Raw genomic sequence first — 20,363 nt, 5'->3', positions numbered from 1 at the left:
CGCGAAGGCCGATTCGACGGCCGCTGCAAACAGCGGCCAAGCTGCCGATTTTGCGCCTCTCAGCGCCTCATCCGCGCGGCCTGATTCGCCCGTTTTCGACGTCGAAAATGCCTGCTGCCGGACCGATCTCGGCAAACGCCAAAGGATCGGCGCCAGTCATCCAAACCTGCGCGCCGAGCTTGCCGAGTTCGGTGAACAACGCTGCCCGGCGGCCGGGGTCGAGATGCGCCACCACTTCGTCGAGCAGCAGCAGCGGCGTGATCGAAGTGGTTTCGGCAACGAGCTGCGCGTGCGCCAGCACCAGGCCGATCAGCAGGGCCTTCTGTTCGCCGGTAGAGGCGTCGCGCGCCGGCATCGCCTTGGGCGCGTAGATCACTTCCAGATCGGTAAGGTGCGGGCCGTCGAGCGTGCGGCCGGCGGCGGCGTCGCGGCCGCGGCTGTCGCGCAGAATGGCGCGGTAGCGGTCTTCCACCGCGGTCGCCGGCTCGGATGTCAGCGCGTTTTCCATCCAGCCGTCCAGCATGATCTTGGCGGAGGGAAATGCCGAGGTGGCGCCGCGGGCATCGAGCATCGCGGCGAGCTTGAGCACGGTCTGGCCGCGCTGGGCTGCCACCGCGATCGCAAGCTCGGCGGTTTCGCGCTCGATGGCGTCGAGCCAGTGTGAGTCGGCGTTGCGGATGTCTTCGAGAAGCCGGTTGCGCGACCGCAGGCTGCGATCGAGCGCCGAAACCCGGGCCGAATGGCCGCTGTCGATCGCCAGCACCAGGCGGTCGAAGAACCGCCGGCGTTCTGAGGCTGCGCCCATGAACAGCCCGTCCATCGACGGCGTCAGCCACACCATCCGCAGATGATCGCCGAACGCGGCCGCCGACCCGACCGGCTCGCGGTCGATCCGGCAACGCCGCGTCGTGGTGGTGTCACTGCGCGGCGGCTCGATCCCGGTGCCGAGCGTCGCCAGCCCGAGCGCGCCTTCGACCTCGGCCGACACCGCCCACGAACCGTCCCCCTCATGATCGGCGACGTCTTCCAGCGTCGCACGCCGCAATCCGCGGCCCGGCGACAGAAACGAGATCGCCTCCAAACAATTGGTCTTGCCGGCGCCGTTCGGCCCGACCAGCACCACCTGATCGGCCGTCGTGGTCAGCGACGCCCCGCGATAGTTCCGAAAATGCGTCAGCGTCAGACGTGTGATGCGGGCGGGGGTCATGATGAGGGTGTCATTGCCGGGCTTGACCCGGCAATCCAGCGTCCGCGCCAGCGGACAAAATTATCGTCGAGATCCTGCGACGTCTCGCTGGCCGCAACGCTTGGGTCACACGAACAAGATGGATTGCCGGGTCAAGCCCGGCAATGACGAATTCGGCTCCAACCGTGCGATGACGATGGTGCTATTGAAGCGGCTCGTATTACACCCGCATCGGCATCAGGACGTACAGCGCATTCTTGGAGTCGCGGTCCTGGATCAGGGTCGGCGAGCCGGGGTCGGCGAGCTTCAGAACGGCGACTTCGCCTTCGATCTGCGCGGCGATGTCGAGCAGATAGCGCGAGTTGAAGCCGATATCGAGCGGATCGGATGCGTACTCGACTTCGAGTTCTTCGGTCGCGCTGCCGGAATCCGGATTAGTCACCGACAGCACCAGCTTGCCGGCGGACAGCGCCAGCTTCACGGCGCGTCCGCGTTCAGACGAGATCGTCGAGACGCGGTCGACCGCGGCTTCGAAGTCCTTCTTGTCGACCAGCAGTTCCTTGTCGTTGTTCTGCGGGATCACCCGGCCGTAGTCCGGGAAGGTGCCGTCGATCAGCTTGGAGGTCAGCACGACGTTGCCGAGCGTGAAGCGGATTTTGCCGGTCGACAGTTCGATGCCGATCTCGGCTTCGGTGTCTTCGATCAGCCGCTGCACTTCGCCCACGGTCTTGCGCGGCACGATCACGCCGGGCATGCCGTCGGCGCCGCTCGGCAGCGTCAGGTCGAGCTGACCCTGCGCCAGCTTGTGCAACGCGCCGCCGAGTTCGGCGAGCGGACGCAGCACGCGGCGGAAGGTGATCCACAGGCTGATCACTACCAGCGCGCCGGCAGCGCCGAGCGCAGCCAGCGCCCGGATCAGGCGCGAACTGCTGTGGGCGGAATCCGCGGCGGCTTCGGCATCGGCCGCCTGGCCGATCGCGCCGGCGAGCTTGAGGATAGTCTCGACCCCGTCGGTGGCGCGGGCGATGTAGTCGCTGCCGCTGAGCGGATAGGCGCCGGTGTCGCTGGCGGCGAGCACGCTGCTCCGGACCCGCACATAGGTTCCGAAGTAATCGGCATCGACGCTGCGGATCGCGTCGATCACCGCGGCCGGCGTGTCGGTGCGCTGCTTCAATGCGGCGATCATCGGCCACGCCAAATCGATCTGGCCGCGGAACGCCGAGATCTCACCCATCTCCGCAGGCGTGAACTTGGCCCGGGCGCTGACCTTGGCGCCGAGATAAGCGCGCTCGCGACCGGCGTTTTCGGCCATCACCGCCGCCAGATGCCGGAGCCGGATCATCTGCGCCAGCGCCACCGACGGCGGATCGGTCAGCGTCTCCAGCGTGCTGCGCAGCGAATTGCCGGCGACATCGATAGTGCGGGTGATAATGCCGAAGGTGCCGCGCACCACCTCCGGATCGCGTGCGGACGCCGGCTTGGCGATCGCTTCATCCACGCGCGGACGCAGGGCGCCGTGATCCTGCTGGGCGCGCTGCGCCGCGGTGATCGCGGCACTGCCTGTCTTCATCTGCGGTACATCGCCGATCAGCCGCAGCGCCTCGGCGAATGCGGTGTCGCCGGAGGTACGCGCCTTGGCGATGTCGGCGCGGCGCTCGGGATCGGTCGGCTCCGGGGCATTCAGCGCCGCGTTGCTCAGGCCGCGCTCCAGCGCCCACCGGCCGGCACTCTTCAATAGCAGCTGCGAGATGCGATTGACCTCGACGAAGGCTTCGGACTGGCGGCGGCGGATCACCGCATCGCGCGCCTCGAACCCGGCGAGCGTCATGGCGGTGGCCGCGAGCGCGAGAACGATCAACGGCAGCAATACACGGATTTTGAGAGACATCGCCGGCTCCTGATTGGCGTATTTCAACGAGCGACGGCGAAGCGCGCCTGTTCCGAACATGGAACAGGCCGCAGGAAATCTAATGGTCCGATTTCGATGGTGGGGTTCGCCGTTGAACGCCGGGCATCACGCCAATCGCGGCAGCTCGACACTACCTACGCGCGTATCAATCTTCGTTAATCGCGGGCTACGTATGAGTCCGTAGCGACGAAAGACGAAGACGAATGCCGCTTGTTACTTACACTCTAAAGTACTGCGGCGCCGCCGTGCGAGACGGCGGCGCCGAGCGCGTAACCGCAACTGACGACAGCCAGGTCAGGCGGCGCGGATGGTGTCGAGGAAGCGTGCGACTTCACGCCGGAGCAGATTGCTGTCGCCGGCGAGCGACTGCGCCGCCGCCAGCACCTGCGACGACGCACTGCCGGTCTCGCTGGCACCGCGTTGCACGTCGCTGATATTGCCGGTCACCTGACTGGTGCCGCGCGACGCCTGCTGGATGTTGCGCGAAATCTCGCGGGTCGCGGCGCCCTGCTGCTCGACCGCGGACGCGATCGACCCGGCGATCTCGGAGATGTGGCCGATGGTGTCGGTGATCTCCTTGATGGCCGTCACCGACTCGCCGGTGGCCGACTGGATGCCGCTGATCTGCGCGCTGATCTCGCCGGTCGCCTTGGCGGTCTGCTCGGCGAGCTGCTTGACCTCCGCGGCCACCACGGCGAAGCCGCGGCCGGCCTCGCCGGCACGCGCCGCCTCGATCGTGGCGTTGAGCGCCAAGAGGTTGGTCTGGCCGGCGATGGTGTTGATCAGCTCGACCACATCGCCGATCCGGGTCGCGGCCTTGGCGAGCTCGCCGACGCGGTCGTTGGTCTTCTGGGCCTGGTTGACCGCCTCGTTGGCGATCCGCGAGGACTCCTGCACCTGCCGGCTGATCTCGTCGACCGAGGCCGACATCTCCTCGGTCGCCGTCGCCACCGACTGCACGTTCGACGAGGCTTCTTCGGACGCCGAGGCGACCATCGAGGTCAGTTGCTGCGAACGCTCCGCCGTCGTCGTCAGACGGCCGGCCGAGACTTCGAGTTCGGTCGAGGCCGACGACACTGTTTCGACGATCTTGCCGACCGCCGATTCGAACTTGTCGGCCATGTCGTTCATGTCGCGCCGGCGCGCCAGATCGGCGCTGGCCTGATCCTCCGCACGCTGCGCGATGCTGCGTTTGAGCTCGCCCTGCATGGTGCGGAGCGAGGCCGCGAGCACGCCGACTTCGTCGGCCTGTTCAATCGCCAGCTTCTGGTCGAGCTCGCCCTTGGCGATGCCGTCCGCGAAGGTGGCGCAATCGCCGATCGGACGGGCGATGCTGCGGGCTGCGAACGCGATGACCGTAATGGCGAGCACAACAACCAGGATGCCGGCGCCGAGCTGCCAGAACATCGCCGAATTGGCGCGTTCGTTCAGCGCGGTGTCGAGCTCATGTGCCGAGGCCAGCACCACTTTGCGCGGCACCGAGATCAGCACCGACCACGGCGTGCCGGTCCGTCCCACCGAGATCGGCGAGTAGACCTCGACGTTATCCCACTTCGGATCGTCGAGCACCGTGCCCTTGCCTTCCTTGACGATCGCCAGGCTCTCCGACCAGCGCGGATCGGCGCTCGACGCCGCCTTGCCGATCGATTCCGGATTGGCGCTGTTGGCGACGATCAGGCCGGTGTCGTTGAGGATCGCGACCTTGCCCTTGCCGCCGAACAGCGATCGGTTGGCCTGGGTGGCGAGCTTCTGCACGAAGTCGAGATTGTAGTCCGCACCGGCGACGCCGACGAACTTGCCGTCGATCTTGATCGGCACCGACATGGTGGCGAGGAACACCGCCTTGCCCTGCACGATGTAAGGCAACGGGCCGAGGATGTTCTCTTTGCCGGTCGCCTTGGGATTGATGAACCACGCGCCCTTCACCAGGCCGTTCGGGTGCCGCTCCTGGCTGTCGTATTCGACCAGCGGCTGCACCGCGATCGAGCCGCTGGCGCTGCGGGTCCAATACGGCAGGAAGCGGCCGGTGTTATCCGAACCCATCGTCTGGCGGCCCTTGAACGCGACGTCGTTGCCGTCGAGGGCGTTCGGCTCCCAGGCCGAGTAGGTGCCGTTGAACGCCGGGTTCTGCTCCAGCGTGTTCTTGAGCACCGCGTTGAGCTGCAGGCGGCGATTGCCGTCGGTGGTGCCCGCATTGTTGGGGTCGGCCAGCACCTCGAAGGCGTGCGCCATGTTGCGCGCGGAGTCGAGCCCGAGGTCGAGCTCGGCCTTGATCACCGAGGCTTCGGAGCTGGCGCGGTTGAGCAGGCTTTCCTTGGTCTGCTGATCGACCAGCTTCATCACCTCAGCGGTGACGTAGTGGTGCGTGCTCTGCGCCGACAGCACGCTGTAGCCGATCAGGATCAGGCTGGCGCCGGTCAGGCAGAGGCCCGCGACCAGCGCAATCTTGACCTGAATTTTGCGGATGGATTTGAACGAGAACGACATGAGGCACTCCTAGGAGAGCCCCATGCTGATTGCCGGCTATTTGGAATTGTTTAAGCAAACGCCTCGTGCGGTTACGAGGAAAGCCGGTTCCCGACTAAGACTTAGGTCTAACGCCGCGTGTAGCACCGCGACTAAGCACCGCCGATCAGGATGCCGACACCGAGCACGATGACGCCGCCCAGCACGATCTGGAACACCGCGTGCAGGAACGGCGTGTCCATGTATCTGGCGCGAACGTAAGCGATCACCCACAGTTCGACGAACACCACCAGCGCGGCGATGCCGGTCGCGATCCAGAACGCGTTGGCCCAACTATCAGGGACGAGATACGGCAGCGTGTGACCGAGACCGCCGATCGTGGTCATTAGTCCGCAGATGCCGCCGCGCAACCACGGCGAGCCGCGCCCGGTCATCGAGCCGTCGTCGGACAGCGCTTCGGCGAAGCCCATGGAGATGCCGGCGCCGATCGAGGCGGCCAGACCAACCAGGAAGGTCTGCCAGTTCTGATGGGTCGCGAAGGCGGCAGCGAACAGCGGCGCCAGGGTCGACACCGAACCGTCCATCAGGCCAGCGAGACCGGGCTGGACGTATTGCAGCACGAACATCCGCCGCGCCGCATGATCCTCGGCGCTGCGCGCATCGGGGGTTAGGATCTTGTCGGTGAGTTGGGTGGCGCGCTGCTCGTGGCGCTTCTCGAACTCGGCGAGGTCGGACAGCAGCTTGCGGATGTGGACGTCGGTCGCCCGTTCGGCGGCGCGCTCGTAGAAGCGCTGCGCCTCGAACTCCATCGTCTCGGCTTCTTTACGGATGCGGTCGAGCGGCAGATTGCGGGTGAGCCAGATCGGGCGGCGGCGGATGAAGCCTTTAACGTCCTCGCGGCGGATCGGCGGCAGGTCCGGCCCGAACCGCTGCTCGTACATCCGCAGCAGCATGTGACGATGGCCCTTCTCCTGCTGCGCCATCTCGGTGAAGACGCGCGCGGAATCGGGATAACGCTCGGCCAGATCCTCGGCGAACGCCAGATAGATCCGGCTGTCTTCCTCCTCGCCCGAGATGGCGACGGCCAGGATTTCACGCTCGGTGAGGTCGGAAAACGCCTTCATTTCAGCACCCGCAAGTTTAGAACGCTTCTAAATAGGATCGCCGGCCGAGGGAGTCAAAGCCGGCCTCGACGGTGGTTGGCCAATTGGTCGCAGGGCCCGTCATCGTCGCTTCATCGATCCGTCAGGCCTCTGTGACCGAGCGCCGCCACAAGACCGGCTTTCCATTCCAGGAGGCTGTTCATGCGAAAACTACTGCTCGGTTCGGTCGCGGTCTTTGCGCTGGCGACGTCCGCCGCGCTGGCGCAATCCGAAGGCGAATTTCCCGCCACCCTCGCCGGCCATGCGGTGCTGCCGGCGGCCTCGTTCGTCGACGCGCCGGCCGATGCGCCGGCCGATCTGAAAACCTCGGGCAAGTACACCACCGGGCAGCGCGTGGAGGCGCAGGGCAGCGTGATGGGCAAGTCCAACGGCCGTCCGACCGGCGTGTCGGTGCCGTTCAAGGGCCAGCCGCTGCAGGGCCATTCCGGCATCAAGGCGATGCCGGACGGCACATTCTGTGTGCTGACCGACAACGGTTTCGGCTCGCGCTACAACTCCGCCGACTCGATGCTGTATCTCGACAACTACAAGATCGACTGGGCGACCGGCACGGTCGACCGCAAGCAGACCGTGTTCCTGCACGATCCGGACAAGAAGGTGCCGTTCCGCATCGTCCACGAAGACACCGACAAGCGCTATCTGACCGGCGCGGACTTCGACACCGAAGGCTTCCAGATCATCGGCGACCGGTTCTGGATCGGCGACGAGTTCGGCCCCTACATCATCGAAGCCGACCTGACCGGCAAGATCATCGGCGTCTATGAGAGCATGGCCGACGGCAAACCGATCAAGTCGCCAGATCATTGGTCGGTGCAGTCGCCCGGCGCGCCGGGCGCGACCTACACCGGCGTCAATCTCAAGCGCTCCAAGGGCTATGAAGGCTTCGCCGCCTCCAAGGACGGCAAGTTCCTGTACGGCCTGCTCGAAGGTCCGCTGTGGGACGCCGACAAGAAGGACTGGGAAAAGGTCGACGGCAAGGAAGCCTCGCGCATCCTCGAATTCGACGTCGCGCAGAAGAAGTTCACCGGCCGCTCCTGGCATTACGTGTTCGAGCAGAACGGCAACGCGATCGGCGACTTCAACATGATCGACGCCACCCACGGCCTCGTCATCGAGCGTGACAACGGCGAAGGCACCAAGGACAAGGCCTGCCCCGAAGGCAAGACCGGCACCGACTGCTTCAACGATCTCGCCAAGTTCAAGCGCGTCTACAAGATCGAGCTGACCGATGCGAACGCCGGCAAGCCGGTGAACAAGATCGGCTTCATCGACCTGATGAAGATCCGCGATCCGAACAAGAAGGCGAAGAAGCCGCTGACCGACGGCGTGCTCGCGTTCCCGTTCTTCACCATCGAGAACGTCGACAAGGTCGACGACCGCCACATCATCGTCGGCAACGACAACAACCTGCCGTTCTCGTCGAGCCGCGATCCGAACAAGGCCGACGACAACGAGTTCATCCTGCTCGAAGTCGCCGACTTCCTGAAGGCGAAGTAAGCGCCACAGCCGACCACTGCCGTCGTTCCGGGGCACGCGCATCAGCGCGTGAACCCGGAACTTCGCGGTGCGGTTCTGCGGCTTTACTTCAACATCTCGAGATTCCGGGTTCGCGCCTGTCGGCGCGCCCCGGAATGACGTTGCGACAGGAGGCGCTGCTTCGGCGCACGAAGATCGCGCCCGTTGTCATCACGCCGGCGGTGACATCCAGCGGGTCAGGCGCGCGAACATGCCTTTGGGCGGCAGAGCCGTCGGCGTGTCGTCGGCGGATTCGAGACGATTGAGGAATTGTTCGAGAAACCGCGCGTCGCTGGTTTCGATCACGACGAAATCAGTGTCGCCGGTCGAGACCGTGTAGACGTAGCGCAGGCTTGCCGCGCGTGGCATCGCGCCTGCGCCGGCCAGATCCTTGGCGATGATGACGCCATCCGGATCGATGTCGCGGGCGATCAGCGCGCGGGTGAGCCACGCCAGATTGCCGACGAATTCAGGTTCGAAAGCGACGGTGCCTTGCAACATCATGGGCATGCGTTGTCTCTCGTCCTTCACGCATCCCCCCAGCAGAGAATTGTCACCACTGGAGGCCAAAAGGTTCAAGCCTCGACCACGATCAGGCGGCGCGAATCTTGCGGAGGAAGTCGTCGACCGCCGATTGCAGTGCACCAGATTGGCTGTCGAGCGCCCGGGCATGCGAAAGTACTTCTGAAGCCGCGTCGCCGGTCGCCTGGGCGGCGGAACTGACGCCGCCGATGTGATCGCTGATTTCGCTCGAACCGGCCGCAACCGATTGAATGTTGCGGGCGATTTCCTGCGTTGCAGCCCCCTGCTGCTCGACCGCCGTCGCAATCGCCACAGTGATCTTGTTGATCTCGCCGATTGTCGCGGTGATGCCGCCGATCGACTGAACCGCACTTGCGGTCGAGGACTGCATCGCCGCGACCTGCGCGGAGATTTCTTCGGTCGCCTTGGCGGTCTGGCTCGCCAGCGCCTTCACTTCACTCGCCACCACCGCAAAGCCGCGCCCGGACTCGCCGGCGCGCGCCGCTTCGATCGTGGCGTTCAGCGCCAGCAGGTTGGTTTGCGACGCGATCGAGTGAATCAGCTGCACGACTTCGCCGATCTTCTCGGCGCTGACCGACAGCTGCATCACCGTCCCGTTGGTCTCCTCGGCGTCGCTCACCGCCTTGCTCGCCACCGAGCGCGATTGATCGACCTGACGGGAAATTTCCTGCACCGAGCTCGAGAGCTGCTCGGAGGCCGACGCCACGGTGCCGACCATACCCGATGCCGAATCTGACGCCGCACCAACCGCCGCCGCGCGCGTCGAGGCATCGGCCGCGGTCGAGGTCATCGACTGCGCGGTGTTCTGCATGTAGCGCGTGGCATCGGCCACGCTCCGCACCACGCCGTTGACGCTACGTTCGAAATCGTCGGCGATGCTCTGCATCAGCGCGCTGCGCTCGGCTGCGGCGCGGCGCTGCGCCTCCTGCTCCTGCTGTTCGAGCCCGCGGATCCGGATCGCGTTGTCCTTGAAAACCTGCACGGTCTTGGCCATCGCGCCGATTTCGTCGCCGCGGTCGACGCCGGGGATCGGCGCGTCGAGCTGGCCTTCGGCCAGCGAGGTCATGCGGGTACCCAGCGCGCCGAGCGGCTGAGTGATGCTGCGGCTGATCAGCCACGCGACCAGGGCACACACCACACCGATGCCGACGATGACGACGCCGAGCCAGGTCAGAAGCGGCTTCAGCTTGGCGTTGATGTCCTGCAAGTACACGCCGGTGCCGACGAACATGTCCCATCCGGGGATGACGGCGGCATAAGACACTTTGCGGAGCAGCTCGGTGCTGCCCGGCTTCATGAATTCATAGATCAGCGTCACGTCGCCCTTTGCGGCAACGCCGTCGCGCAATTCGCGCACGATCTTGCGGCCGCCGGTCTCGACGTCGAGCCGGTTGGTGGCGATCATTTTCGGATCGGACATCACCACGACCGAGCCGTCCATTTTGTAGGCGAAGAAGTAACCGTTAGTGCCGTCGTAGGTCATGCTCTGGGCGCGCTGCTGGAATTCGGCGATCGCCTGCTCCTTGGTGAGCTTGCCGGCCGCGACCTGCTTCTGCAGCCCCATCGCCATATTCAGCGCGCTTTCGACCAGCGCCTTGGTCTGCTCGAACCGCTCGTTGCTCATTTCACGTTGCAGCATCGACGCCGCAAACAGGCCGGACGCCACCAGACCGAGCATTGCCACGGCGACCAGGATGCCCAGCTTCGGCGAGATCCGCAGATTGGTGAACTTCACAGCGATTAGCTCCTACGCATTTCGAGACTAGCTGCGAGGAGCGTTACAAGCTCAGGGTGTCCAATCGGTTTAATAGTTCCCTCGTAGGAACCCGAGGGTTGCGCTCCGCGCCTGCTAACACCCTGAAAAGACGAAGCCCCTGGCAGACCGTCGGATCTGCCAGGGGCTCAAAAAGTGATCGCGGGAGCCGAAGCTCGCGGGAAGTCAGGCGGCTCGGACCTTGCCGAGGAAGTCATCGACCGCGCGGCGAAGTTCGCCGGACTGGGCGTCGAGTTCACGGGCATTGGCGAGCACCTGCCCGGCGGCCGAGCCGGTGGCGCTGGCGGCTTCGGTGACGCCGCCGATATGCATGCTGATCTCAGTCGATCCCGCCGCTACCGACTGAATGTTGCGGGCGATCTCGCGAGTCGCCGCGCCCTGCTGTTCGACCGCAGTCGAGATCGCCATGGTGATCTCGCTCATCTGCGCAATCGTCGCGGTGATGCCGCCGATCGACTGCACCGCGTCGTTGGTCGAGGACTGCATCGCCGCGACCTGCGCGGAGATTTCTTCGGTCGCCTTGGCGGTCTGGCTGGCCAGCGCCTTCACTTCGCTGGCGACCACCGCAAAGCCGCGGCCGGATTCGCCGGCGCGGGCGGCTTCGATGGTGGCGTTGAGCGCGAGCAGATTGGTCTGCGAGGCGATCGAGTGGATCAGTTGCACCACCTCGCCGATCTTCTCGGCGCCGGTCGCCAGCAGCTTGACGGTCTGGTTGGTCAGGGCGGCGTCGTCGACCGCCTTGCCGGCGATTTCACGCGACTGCTCGACCTGGCGCGAGATCTCGGTGACCGAGGCCGACAGCTCTTCGGCGGCGGATGCCACCGTGCTGACGTTGTTGGAGGCATTGGCCGAGGCCGACGACACCGTCGCGGCGCGGGCGCTGGCGTCGGTCGCAGTCGCGGTCATCGACTGCGCGGTCTGCTGCATGCCGGAGGTCGCGGTGGCGACCGACTGCACCACGCCGTTGACGCTGTGCTCGAACTCGTCGGCAAGCCGCTCCATGGCGGCGCGGCGCTCGGCTTCGGCGTGCTCTTTGGCGGCTTCTTCGGCGCGCTCCAGGTCGCGAATCCGCAGCGCATTGTCCTTGAACACCTGCACGGTCTTGGCCATCTCGCCGACCTCGTCGCCGCGTTCGATGCCGGGGATCGGCTGCTCCAGCTCGCCATGCGCCAGCGAATCCATCCGGGCGCCGAGCTTGGCGAGCGGACGGGTAATGCCGCGGGCGATCAGCACCGCGAACAGGCCGGCAGCGATCGCGATCGCAAAGATTGCGCCCCCCAGCGTCCAGAAGATCGGCTTCAGCTTGGCGTCGAGATCGTCGAGATAGGCGCCGGTGCCGACGAACATGTCCCAGCCGGGAATCGCCAGGCCGTAGGACATCTTGCGGATGTTCTCCTCGGTCCCGGGCCGGCGGAAATCGTAATACAGGGTGACGTCGCCCTTGGCGGCGACGCCGTCGCGCAGCTCGCGCACCAGATAGCGGTCGCCGGTCGGCGTGTTCATCCGGTTGGTGCCGACCGCCTTCTTGTCGGGGGTGGCGATGGTGACGCCGTCCATGGTGTAGGCGAACAGATAGCCCTGGCCGTTGTCGTAGGTCAGCAGCGCCGCATCGCGGGCAAATTGCGCGATCGCCTGCTCCTTGGTGAGCTCACCGGCCTCGACCTTCTTCTGCAGGCCGATCGCGAGATTGCGCCCCATCTCGGTGATGGCCTTGGCCTGCTCAAACCGCGCGTTGAGCATCTCACGCTGCATCATCACACCGGCGAGAATGCCGGCCACGCACAAGCCGATCAGGGTACCTGCGACCAGCAGGCCCAGCTTCGGAGTAATTCGAAGATTACTGAACTTCACGGACTTCTCCCGAGGTGCAACGCGGCGCGAGAATTTTGCGCCTCGTACAACTACGCGGGAATTCTTCCCGGACAGTTACTGCAGCGCACTCAATCGTCCATTTTGCGAACCTTCCGTCCATTTCGCGCGGAGCGTGCAAACGAAAGCCCTCCCCCCGGTACCGGGGAGAGGGCTTGATGTCGTCGTGCTTGGGATCAAACGCTGCGGGGCTGAGCTGCTCCGCAGCGGTGCGATCCGGCCTTTCGATCAGAACGTCAGGGCCTTGACCTGCTTGACCTGCGGCAGCGCCTGCACCTTCTCCAGCACGTCGGCCGGAGCCTGGCCATCGATCGTCACCAGCGCGATGGCGTCGCCGCCTTCGGTGTGACGGCCGAGGTTGAAGGTCGCGATGTTGACCTTGGCGTCGCCGAGCAGGCTGGCGAACTTGCCGATGAAGCCCGGCTTGTCCTCGTTGGTGACGTAGATCATCGAGGCGCCGAACTCGGCGTCGACGCGGATGCCCTTGATGTCGACCAGGCGCGGCTTGCCGTCGGCATAGACCGTGCCGGACACCGAACGCTCCTGCTTCTCGGTGGTCACCGTCAGGGTGATCAGGCTCTCATAGTCGCTCTCGGCGGCGCGGACGACTTCGTCCACCACCATGCCGCGCTCCTTGGCGATCACCGGCGCCGAAACGACGTTGATGTCGCCCAGCATCGGACGCAGCAGACCCGACAGCACCGCCGAGGTCAGCGCCTTGATCTTCATCTCGGCCACTTCACCCTCATAGGTGATGGTGACCTTGGTGATGCCGGTGTCGGTAAGCTGGCCGGCGAACGAGCCGAGCTTTTCGGCGAGTTCGATGAACGGCTTCAGCTTCGGGGCTTCTTCCGCGGTGATCGACGGGAAGTTGATCGCGTTGGTGATCGCGCCGGTCAGCAGGTAGTCGCTCATCTGCTCGGCGACCTGCAGCGCGACGTTCTCCTGCGCTTCGGTGGTCGACGCGCCGAGATGCGGGGTGCAGATCACGTTGGGCAGGCCGAACAGCACGTTGGTGGTCGCCGGCTCTTCGGAGAACACGTCGAACGCCGCGCCGGCGACATGCTTGGACTTCAGCGCTTCGGCCAGCGCGGCTTCGTCGACCAGACCGCCGCGGGCGCAGTTGATGATGCGGACGCCCTTCTTCATCTTGGCGATCGCGGCCGCGTCGATGATGTTCTTGGTCTTCTCGGTCAGCGGGGTGTGCAGGGTGATGAAGTCGGCGCGCTTGAAGATGTCTTCGAGCTCGACCTTCTCGACGCCCAGATCCTTGGCGCGCTCCGGCGACAGGAACGGATCGAACGCGATTACCTTCATCTTCAGGCCGAGGGCGCGGTCGGCGACGATCGAGCCGATGTTGCCGCAGCCGATCACGCCGAGCGTCTTGGCGGTGATTTCGACGCCCATGAAGCGGTTCTTCTCCCACTTGCCGGCCTGGGTCGAGGCGTCGGCGGCGGGGATCTCGCGGGCCAGCGACAGCATCATGGTGATGGCGTGCTCGGCGGTGGTGATCGAATTGCCGAACGGGGTGTTCATCACGATGATGCCCTTGGCGGTCGCCGCGGGAATCTCGACGTTGTCGACGCCGATGCCGGCGCGGCCGATCACCTTGAGCTTGGCGGCCTTCTCGAGGATCTTCGCGGTCGCCTTGGTGGCGGAGCGGATGGCGAGGCCGTCATAGTTGCCGATGATCTCGGCGAGCTTGTCTTTGTCTTTGCCCAGCGCCGGCTGGAAATCGACGTCGATGCCGCGATCCTTGAAGATCTGCACGGCGGCTTCCGACAGCGCGTCGGAAATGAGGACTTTGGGAGCGGTCATGGGATTTCTCCTACACCCTCCCCTTGAGGGGGAGGGTCGGCGCGCAGCGCCGGGGTGGGGTGAAAGCGTCGAGAATGGAAATTGGAGTCCGAGGGCGGGGAGAGTCTGTCACCCCACCCCGCCGCACCTACGGTGCGTCGACCCTCCCCCTCTAGGGGAGGGTGACTAATCAAGCCGCCTGAGTCAGCGAGGCCTTGGTGGTCTCGAATGCCCAGTCAAGCCACTGCGTCAGGGCCTGCACATCGGCGGTTTCAACCGTCGCGCCGCACCAGATCCGCAGGCCGGGAGGGGCATCACGATAGGCGCCGAGATCGAAGCCCGCGCCTTCCTTTTCGACCGCCGCGACCAGCTTCTTCGCAAAGTCCGCCTGGGCTTCCGGAGACAGCGCGGTGATGGCGGGATCGACCACCTTGAGGCAAACCGAGGTGTTGGAGCGGATCGCCGGATCCTTGGCGAGGAAGTCGACCCAGGGGGTCTTCGCCTGCCAGTCGGTCAGCACCTTGGTGTTGGCGTCAGCGCGGGCGATCAGGCCCTTGAGGCCGCCGACCGACTTCGCCCACTGCAGCGCGTCGATGTAGTCCTCGACGCACAGCATCGACGGGGTGTTGATGGTCTCACCCTGGAAGATACCCTCGATCAGCTTGCCGCCCTTGGTGAGGCGGAAGATTTTCGGCATCGGCCAGGTCGGCGTGTAGCTCTCGAGACGAGCCACAGCGCGCGGCGAGAGGATCAGCATGCCGTGCGCGGCTTCGCCGCCGAGCGCCTTCTGCCAGGAGAAGGTGACGACATCGAGCTTGGCCCAATCCAGCGGCTGCGCGAAGGCGGCCGAGGTGGCGTCGCAGATGGTCAGGCCTTCACGGTCGGCCTTGATCCAGTCGGCGTTCGGAACGCGGACGCCGGAGGTGGTGCCGTTCCAGGTGAAGACGACGTCGGTGTTGCAATCGACCTTGGTGAGGTCGGGAATTTCGCCGTAACCAGCCTTGAGCTTGGTGACGTTGGGGAGCTTCAGCTCCTTGGTGATATCGCCGACCCAGCCGTCGCCGAACGATTCCCAGGCCAGCGTGGTGACCGGGCGCGGCCCGAGCAGCGACCACAGCGCCATTTCGACGGCGCCGGTGTCGGAGGCCGGAACGATGCCGATCTTGTAGTCAGCGGGGACCTCGAGCACGTCGCGGGTCAGGTCGATCGCGAGCTTGAGCTTGGCCTTGCCCACCTTCGCGCGATGCGAGCGGCCGAGCGGGGCGTCCTTGAGATTTTCGGGGGACCAGCCGGGGCGCTTCGCGCAGGGGCCGGAGGAGAATTGCGGCGCATTGGGCCGCGAAGCGGGCTTCGCTACAGTCATAGTCTATCCTTCCAGATAGCTGCCTCTCGGTGGGGAGAGGTTTCCCGCTGCTGGGGATAGTCCTTTGGCCTCGAAAGTCAAGGAACTTCGCCATCCGGGAGATCACGGACAGCTTAGACTTTCGAAAGCCGGCGCCGGGGACGAAATACGACCAGACCATGACGAGCAAGAACGCACAACGCGCGCCGGCTGGAACGGCCGACGCGCGCTGCAAACGAGTGAGTTCAGACCGACCTGCTACTTGCCGACCTGCCCGGGATGGCCGGGGTTACTGGTGGAATCACCTGGCACACCACTCGGCGACGCGCCGGCGCCGATACTGCCAGGCGTCGAGGTGTTGGGAACGCCCGGTTGATTAGTTCCCGAATTGAGGTTCGATCCGGTCGTCGTACCCGACATTCCGGTTCCAGTCGCCGAAGTACTTGATCCGCCCGGCGCCGACGAAATCCCCCCACTGCCGGAATTCTGCGGCACTGAGCTCGGCGCACTGATGCCGCCCGGCGAAGCCGCACCGCCTGCGGTGCCGCCGGCTCCGCTGCCGCCGCCTGTCCCACCGGTTTGGGCCGATGCACCTGAGGCCGCCAACAGCACGGCCGCGATGATCACACCACTCTTGGTCAAACCACTCTTGGATCGCATGACGTTCTCCCTTTGCTGTGAGGGGAGAACGGAGGCCGGCGCAATGTCGTTCCGCGCCATCACACACGAGTTAGGGCGAAGGTGCAGGAACAGCCGAACGCGATCAGGCGACCTGCGAGATGAAGCGCTGCACTTCGTTCCGTAGCCGGTCGACCTGACCGGCGATCTCGCCCGAGACGCCGTTGACCCGTACCGCGATCTTGCCGGCATCGTCGGCGGCGTGGCTGATACCAACGACGTTCGACGACACCAGCGCGGTGCCGGCCGAAGCCTGTTGCACGTTGCTGGCGATCTCGCGCGTCGCGGCGCCCTGCTCCTCGACCGCCGACGCGATCGACGTACTCACCTCGTTGATCTCGCTGATCCGGCGACTGATCGCCTCGACGGCGCCCACGGACTCCTCCGTGATCGACTGCATCTCGCCGATCCGCGCGGTGATCTCCTCGGTCGCCTTGGCGGTCTGGCTGGCAAGCGCCTTCACCTCGGCAGCCACGACGGCGAAGCCTCGGCCGGACTCGCCGGCGCGCGCCGCTTCGATCGTGGCGTTGAGCGCGAGCAGGTTGGTCTGCGCCGCGACTGCGTTGATCAGCTTGACGACGTCGCCGATCCGCTGCGCCGCATCGGCCAGTTGCCGGATCTTGTCAGTGGTCTGCGCGGCCTCATCGACCGCCTGATGGGTGCTGGTGGTCGAGTGCTGGATCTGCCGCGAGATCTCGGCGATCGAAGCGGTGAGTTCCTCCGCCGCGCTGGCGACCGTCTGGACGTTGGCGGAGGCTTGCTCGGCGCCGGAAGCAACACTCACCGACTGGCGGCTGGTCTCTTCGGCCGCATTGGCCATCGCGCCGGCATCGCCCTTCAGGCCGGTCGACGCCGTCACCAGCCTGCTGGCGACATTGTCCATGCCGGCCGCGAAGCACTGCGCCTCCTTGGCAACGTCGCGCACCCGGCGATCCATCACGCCGGTGGCGTTGTTGATCGTGGTCGACGCCACCTTGAACGATCCGGGCAGTCCGCGCGTCAGCACCTTGCGGAAGGTCTTGCCCTGGCTGACGTAATCCATCGAGGCCGAGGCCTCGCGGACGAAGGCGTCGACGATGTCGAGCATGTTGTTGACGCCGGCCTGCGCCTTGCCGATGTCGCCGCCATCCCGACGTCCTTGCACCCGCGCTTCGAGATCGCCATGCGCCGCACTTTCGGCCACCGCCGCAATCTCGCCGACGGCGCCTGCGGCCCCCTGCAGCAGCCACGCCGCGACACCGATCGAGCCGAGACCGAGCAGCAACCCGACGATCTCCACGACCGAGCCGAGCGGTCCGATCAGGATACGCGCCGCGGCTAAGCCGAGCATGACCACGGCGGCACCGGCGACGGCGATCATCGCCTTAGACAGAGAAGACAAACTCATCATACTCGACGCCCCGATCCTTGATCATGCTCATCAGCAACGCGTAGCCCGCCAGCATTCCGTCCTTGGCGTTGCGATGCCGATTCTCCTCGTCGCGCAATTGCCGATACAGCGCCTCGATCCGGCTGACCTGATCGCGATCGGGCTTGCGCCGGTTGGAGTGGAAACCGGTGACGTTGCGGTTGGCGTCGAGCGTCGGCGTGACATGGGCAAACACCCAGTAATGATCGCCGTCGCTCGCCATGTTCACCACATAGGCGAAGATCTCTTTCTTGGCCTGGATGGTGTCCCACAGCAGCTTGAAGATCGACCGCGGCATGTCCGGGTGTCGCACCAGCGAATGCGGCGCGCCGATCACTTCCGAACGCGGAAATTTCGCCAGACGAACGAAGACATCGTTGGCGTAGGTAATGTGCCCTTTGATATCAGTCTTGGAGACGATCAACTCATCTTCGTCGAACGGGCATTCGATGCCCGTCGGCTTCACCTGCGGCCGAGCCATCGGTCGTGCACTCCTGATCATGGAAACCTGAAGATGGAACCTGAACTGACAGGTCTCAGGCCGGCTTCCTCCCCGAGAAATTGCACTTCTTATACGGAGTAGAATCTTATTGAGCCCGTTACCCCGCCGTTAAACTGCCACTCAGTAGCAATACCGGGTTATGACAAGCCTGGGGAGTAATCGATTCAAAACCGCATCGTCATGCCGACATGCGACGGCTGAAATCCAAGGCGGACGTAGAACCGCTGTGCATCGACACGGCTCTGATGCGTAAACAATTCGACGAGTTTGCAGCCCTGGCGGCGCGCTTCATCAATCGCCCAGCGCACCATCCCTTCGCCAATGCCACGGCTCCGGCAATCGGTGGCGACACGCACGTCTTCGATGATCCCGCGCGACGCGCCCTGCGAACTGAGACCCGGCAGCACCGCAAGCTGCAGACAGCCGACGACACGGCCGTCGTGATCCTCAGCCACCACCATCTGAATATGCGGCGAGTGCTCCAGGGCGTCGAACGCGGCGTAATACGACTCCGGCAGAGGGTCTTCGAGCTTCTCGCGACCGGCACCGAGATGATCGTCCGCCAGCATCACCACAATCGCGAACACATCGTCCCGGCGCGCAGGACGAATTCTGACGGTGGAGTCGACGCTCATCTGGCAACTCAACTCACGGACTGAAGGCCGGCAGGCCGAGGCCGGCTTCGGCACGGGCAATCCAGGCCCGAACGGCCGGATAGTCCTTCAGCGCGAAACCGCCCTGCTCGGCCATCCGGGTGTAGGCCAGCAACGCCACATCGGCGAGCGACAGCCTCTCGCCGGCAAGAAACTCGTTATCCGCCAGATGCTGCTCCATCCGCGCCAACGCGGCGTGGCCGCGGCGAACCTTGTCCGGATCGAGCTCACTGGCCGGCTTGCCGAGATAGACCATCTGGAAGCGGCACACCGCGATATAGGGCTCGTGGCTGTACTGCTCCCAGAACAGCCACTCGTCCATCTTGGCCTCGAGCCACGGATCGGCGGGGATCAGGTCGCTGCCACGAGCGAGATAGCGGATGACGGCGTTGGATTGCGCCAGCGAGCGGCCATCGTCGAACGCCACCACCGGCACCTGCCCGGCCGGGTTCAGCGCCAGGAACGCCGGCGTCCGGGTCTCGCCCTTCATCGTGTCGATCGCGATCCACTCATAAGGCAGACCCAACCGGTCACAGGTCCACTTCACCTTCAGGCAGTTGCCAGAGTTGAGGTCGCCGTAGATCTTCATCCCTGGATACGCCGCACCTTGAGACACGGACCGAGCGCATTGAGCGCGTCAGCCATCGCAGAATTAGAACTTGTATCCAAGGCCGGCGCGTACCGTCGAAACGCTAGTGTCGACCGGCGCGGCAAACTTGAGATACTCCCACTCGGCGCGCAGGAACAGACCGCGATAGATCATCATGTCCATGCCGAGGCCACCAGCGTAGCCGTAGATAAAATGCCCGTTCTGGACTTGGGTCGCCGACAGTGGCGTAACCGTACGTCCACCCTCAGAGCCCGTAATGGTCGCGGTGCGGACAATATCGGCTTGCCCAAGCGAGCCACCGATAAACGCATAGGGGAGGAAGCTGCCGAACGCATAGCCAGCGCGTAGTCGGGCTGAGCCGACGTCATTCACTGTTATAGCCGCAGCACTGGTATAAGTCGCATCATAGACGACATTGTTGTAGTTGATCCGACGCCCCATCGATCCGATGGCGGAACCGCCGAAGCTGCCGTGCATGTAATTGGCTTCGACGCCGAGCACGACATCGTCCCATTGGGAATTGTAGCCAACGAAAGCGCCCCAACCTTGACCGTGCGAGGACGTCTTCCCCAGCACGGGCCAAGACGACACTGCCATCTGGCTTTCGACAACGGTGTTGGCCAGCAAGTTCGAGGCGATGTCATTCGTTGCGTTGGTGAAATTCATATCGGAGGTGCCGTAACCACCCTGAGCGCCGACGTAGAAGCCTTCCCAGTTGATCACACGGGGGGTTTCCACCAGCGCGCCGCGGAGTGGACCGTAGTCCGGCATGTCGGCCGCATACGCTGTCTGAGCCATCACGCCGACTGCCGCAGCCACCACAACTCTACGCATCGCTACACTCCTCGACGAACCTTTCCACAACCGCAATCATCGGCTGTTAACCTTAATTCTTCGTTGTCACCCGAGGTATCCGACATAGAAAAACGGCGCGGGAAGCTCCCGCGC

The 20,363-nt window shown here is 64.8% G+C and carries 14 protein-coding genes and 2 pseudogenes; 1 reads left to right on the top strand and 15 read right to left on the bottom strand.

Annotated features, from left to right (window positions below):
- Nucleotides 1-67: 67 nt before the first annotated feature.
- The 5 genes and pseudogenes from recF to mbfA form a co-directional block, all read right to left on the bottom strand.
- Nucleotides 68-1,207, bottom strand: coding sequence for a DNA replication/repair protein RecF (gene recF / locus DY467_RS16525; protein WP_164637544.1), 1,140 nt, complete (start codon nt 1,205-1,207; stop codon nt 68-70).
- 199 nt (nt 1,208-1,406) lie between these two features.
- A pseudogene (locus DY467_RS26230) lies at nt 1,407-1,994 on the bottom strand (DNA polymerase III subunit beta); the annotation flags it as partial.
- Nucleotides 1,995-2,444: 450 nt separating this feature from the next.
- Nucleotides 2,445-3,014 (bottom strand): annotated as a pseudogene (locus tag DY467_RS26800) (methyl-accepting chemotaxis protein); the annotation flags it as partial.
- A 375-nt stretch (nt 3,015-3,389) separates the two neighbouring features.
- Entirely contained in the window at nt 3,390-5,582 is a 2,193-nt protein-coding gene (locus DY467_RS16515; protein WP_164637540.1) for a methyl-accepting chemotaxis protein, read from the bottom strand.
- Nucleotides 5,583-5,713: 131 nt separating this feature from the next.
- The gene (gene mbfA, locus DY467_RS16510) at nt 5,714-6,685 is read right to left on the bottom strand and encodes an iron exporter MbfA (RefSeq protein WP_107345886.1); all 972 of its coding nucleotides are present in this window, start codon (nt 6,683-6,685) and stop codon (nt 5,714-5,716) included.
- 180 nt (nt 6,686-6,865) lie between these two features.
- Here mbfA and DY467_RS16505 point away from each other — a divergent pair, with 180 nt between their 5' ends.
- Nucleotides 6,866-8,221 (top strand): esterase-like activity of phytase family protein, encoded by a 1,356-nt coding sequence (locus tag DY467_RS16505; protein WP_164637538.1) that lies wholly within the window; start codon nt 6,866-6,868, stop codon nt 8,219-8,221.
- A gap of 189 nt (nt 8,222-8,410) precedes the next feature.
- Here the strand turns inward: DY467_RS16505 and DY467_RS16500 are convergent, their stop codons facing one another.
- From DY467_RS16500 to DY467_RS16450, 10 genes are all read right to left on the bottom strand, one after another.
- Complete coding sequence (locus tag DY467_RS16500) at nt 8,411-8,749, bottom strand: hypothetical protein (protein ID WP_164637537.1); 339 nt, start codon at nt 8,747-8,749, stop codon at nt 8,411-8,413.
- Between the two features lie 82 nt (nt 8,750-8,831).
- The gene (locus DY467_RS16495; protein ID WP_164637536.1) at nt 8,832-10,517 is read right to left on the bottom strand and encodes a methyl-accepting chemotaxis protein; all 1,686 of its coding nucleotides are present in this window, start codon (nt 10,515-10,517) and stop codon (nt 8,832-8,834) included.
- A 204-nt stretch (nt 10,518-10,721) separates the two neighbouring features.
- Nucleotides 10,722-12,407, bottom strand: coding sequence for a methyl-accepting chemotaxis protein (locus DY467_RS16490; RefSeq protein WP_164573374.1), 1,686 nt, complete (start codon nt 12,405-12,407; stop codon nt 10,722-10,724).
- A 246-nt stretch (nt 12,408-12,653) separates the two neighbouring features.
- Complete coding sequence (gene serA, locus DY467_RS16485; protein WP_164637535.1) at nt 12,654-14,243, bottom strand: phosphoglycerate dehydrogenase; 1,590 nt, start codon at nt 14,241-14,243, stop codon at nt 12,654-12,656.
- 169 nt (nt 14,244-14,412) lie between these two features.
- Nucleotides 14,413-15,585 carry a phosphoserine transaminase gene (locus DY467_RS16480; protein WP_107345892.1) on the bottom strand — a complete coding sequence of 391 codons (1,173 nt, stop codon included), beginning with the start codon at nt 15,583-15,585 and terminating at the stop codon, nt 14,413-14,415.
- A gap of 742 nt (nt 15,586-16,327) precedes the next feature.
- Nucleotides 16,328-17,632, bottom strand: coding sequence for a methyl-accepting chemotaxis protein (locus tag DY467_RS16470; protein ID WP_164637533.1), 1,305 nt, complete (start codon nt 17,630-17,632; stop codon nt 16,328-16,330).
- Complete coding sequence (locus DY467_RS16465; RefSeq protein ID WP_164637532.1) at nt 17,607-18,131, bottom strand: PAS domain-containing protein; 525 nt, start codon at nt 18,129-18,131, stop codon at nt 17,607-17,609. The genes DY467_RS16470 and DY467_RS16465 overlap by 26 nt, the downstream gene beginning before the upstream one ends.
- 185 nt (nt 18,132-18,316) lie before the next feature.
- The gene (locus DY467_RS16460; protein WP_164637531.1) at nt 18,317-18,787 is read right to left on the bottom strand and encodes a GNAT family N-acetyltransferase; all 471 of its coding nucleotides are present in this window, start codon (nt 18,785-18,787) and stop codon (nt 18,317-18,319) included.
- 13 nt (nt 18,788-18,800) lie between these two features.
- Nucleotides 18,801-19,394 carry a glutathione S-transferase family protein gene (locus tag DY467_RS16455; protein WP_164637530.1) on the bottom strand — a complete coding sequence of 198 codons (594 nt, stop codon included), beginning with the start codon at nt 19,392-19,394 and terminating at the stop codon, nt 18,801-18,803.
- 63 nt (nt 19,395-19,457) lie between these two features.
- A complete protein-coding gene (locus DY467_RS16450; protein WP_164637529.1) occupies nt 19,458-20,249 on the bottom strand; it encodes an outer membrane protein in 792 nt (263 codons plus the stop codon).
- Between the last annotated feature and the right edge of the window lie 114 nt (nt 20,250-20,363).

The organism is Rhodopseudomonas sp. BR0G17 (assembly GCF_010907025.1).
GTDB classification, from domain to species: Bacteria; Pseudomonadota; Alphaproteobacteria; order Rhizobiales; family Xanthobacteraceae; genus Rhodopseudomonas; species Rhodopseudomonas palustris_H.
Note: the sequence above shows the minus strand (reverse complement) of the source record. Positions and strands in the feature narration are given on the sequence as shown.

What these genes read in the sequence shown, in the direction of transcription:
- DY467_RS16500 (WP_164637537.1), bottom strand. Translation starts at nt 8,749, where the DNA reads ATGCCCATGATGTTGCAAGGCACCGTCGCTTTCGAACCTGAATTCGTC.
- DY467_RS16515 (WP_164637540.1), bottom strand. Translation starts at nt 5,582, where the DNA reads ATGTCGTTCTCGTTCAAATCCATCCGCAAAATTCAGGTCAAGATTGCG.
- DY467_RS16480 (WP_107345892.1), bottom strand. Translation starts at nt 15,585, where the DNA reads ATGACTGTAGCGAAGCCCGCTTCGCGGCCCAATGCGCCGCAATTCTCC.
- mbfA (WP_107345886.1), bottom strand. Translation starts at nt 6,685, where the DNA reads ATGAAGGCGTTTTCCGACCTCACCGAGCGTGAAATCCTGGCCGTCGCC.
- DY467_RS16505 (WP_164637538.1), top strand. Translation starts at nt 6,866, where the DNA reads ATGCGAAAACTACTGCTCGGTTCGGTCGCGGTCTTTGCGCTGGCGACG.
- serA (WP_164637535.1), bottom strand. Translation starts at nt 14,243, where the DNA reads ATGACCGCTCCCAAAGTCCTCATTTCCGACGCGCTGTCGGAAGCCGCC.
- recF (WP_164637544.1), bottom strand. Translation starts at nt 1,207, where the DNA reads ATGACCCCCGCCCGCATCACACGTCTGACGCTGACGCATTTTCGGAAC.
- DY467_RS16450 (WP_164637529.1), bottom strand. Translation starts at nt 20,249, where the DNA reads ATGCGTAGAGTTGTGGTGGCTGCGGCAGTCGGCGTGATGGCTCAGACA.
- DY467_RS16455 (WP_164637530.1), bottom strand. Translation starts at nt 19,394, where the DNA reads ATGAAGATCTACGGCGACCTCAACTCTGGCAACTGCCTGAAGGTGAAG.
- DY467_RS16465 (WP_164637532.1), bottom strand. Translation starts at nt 18,131, where the DNA reads ATGGCTCGGCCGCAGGTGAAGCCGACGGGCATCGAATGCCCGTTCGAC.
- DY467_RS16470 (WP_164637533.1), bottom strand. Translation starts at nt 17,632, where the DNA reads ATGATGAGTTTGTCTTCTCTGTCTAAGGCGATGATCGCCGTCGCCGGT.
- DY467_RS16460 (WP_164637531.1), bottom strand. Translation starts at nt 18,787, where the DNA reads ATGAGCGTCGACTCCACCGTCAGAATTCGTCCTGCGCGCCGGGACGAT.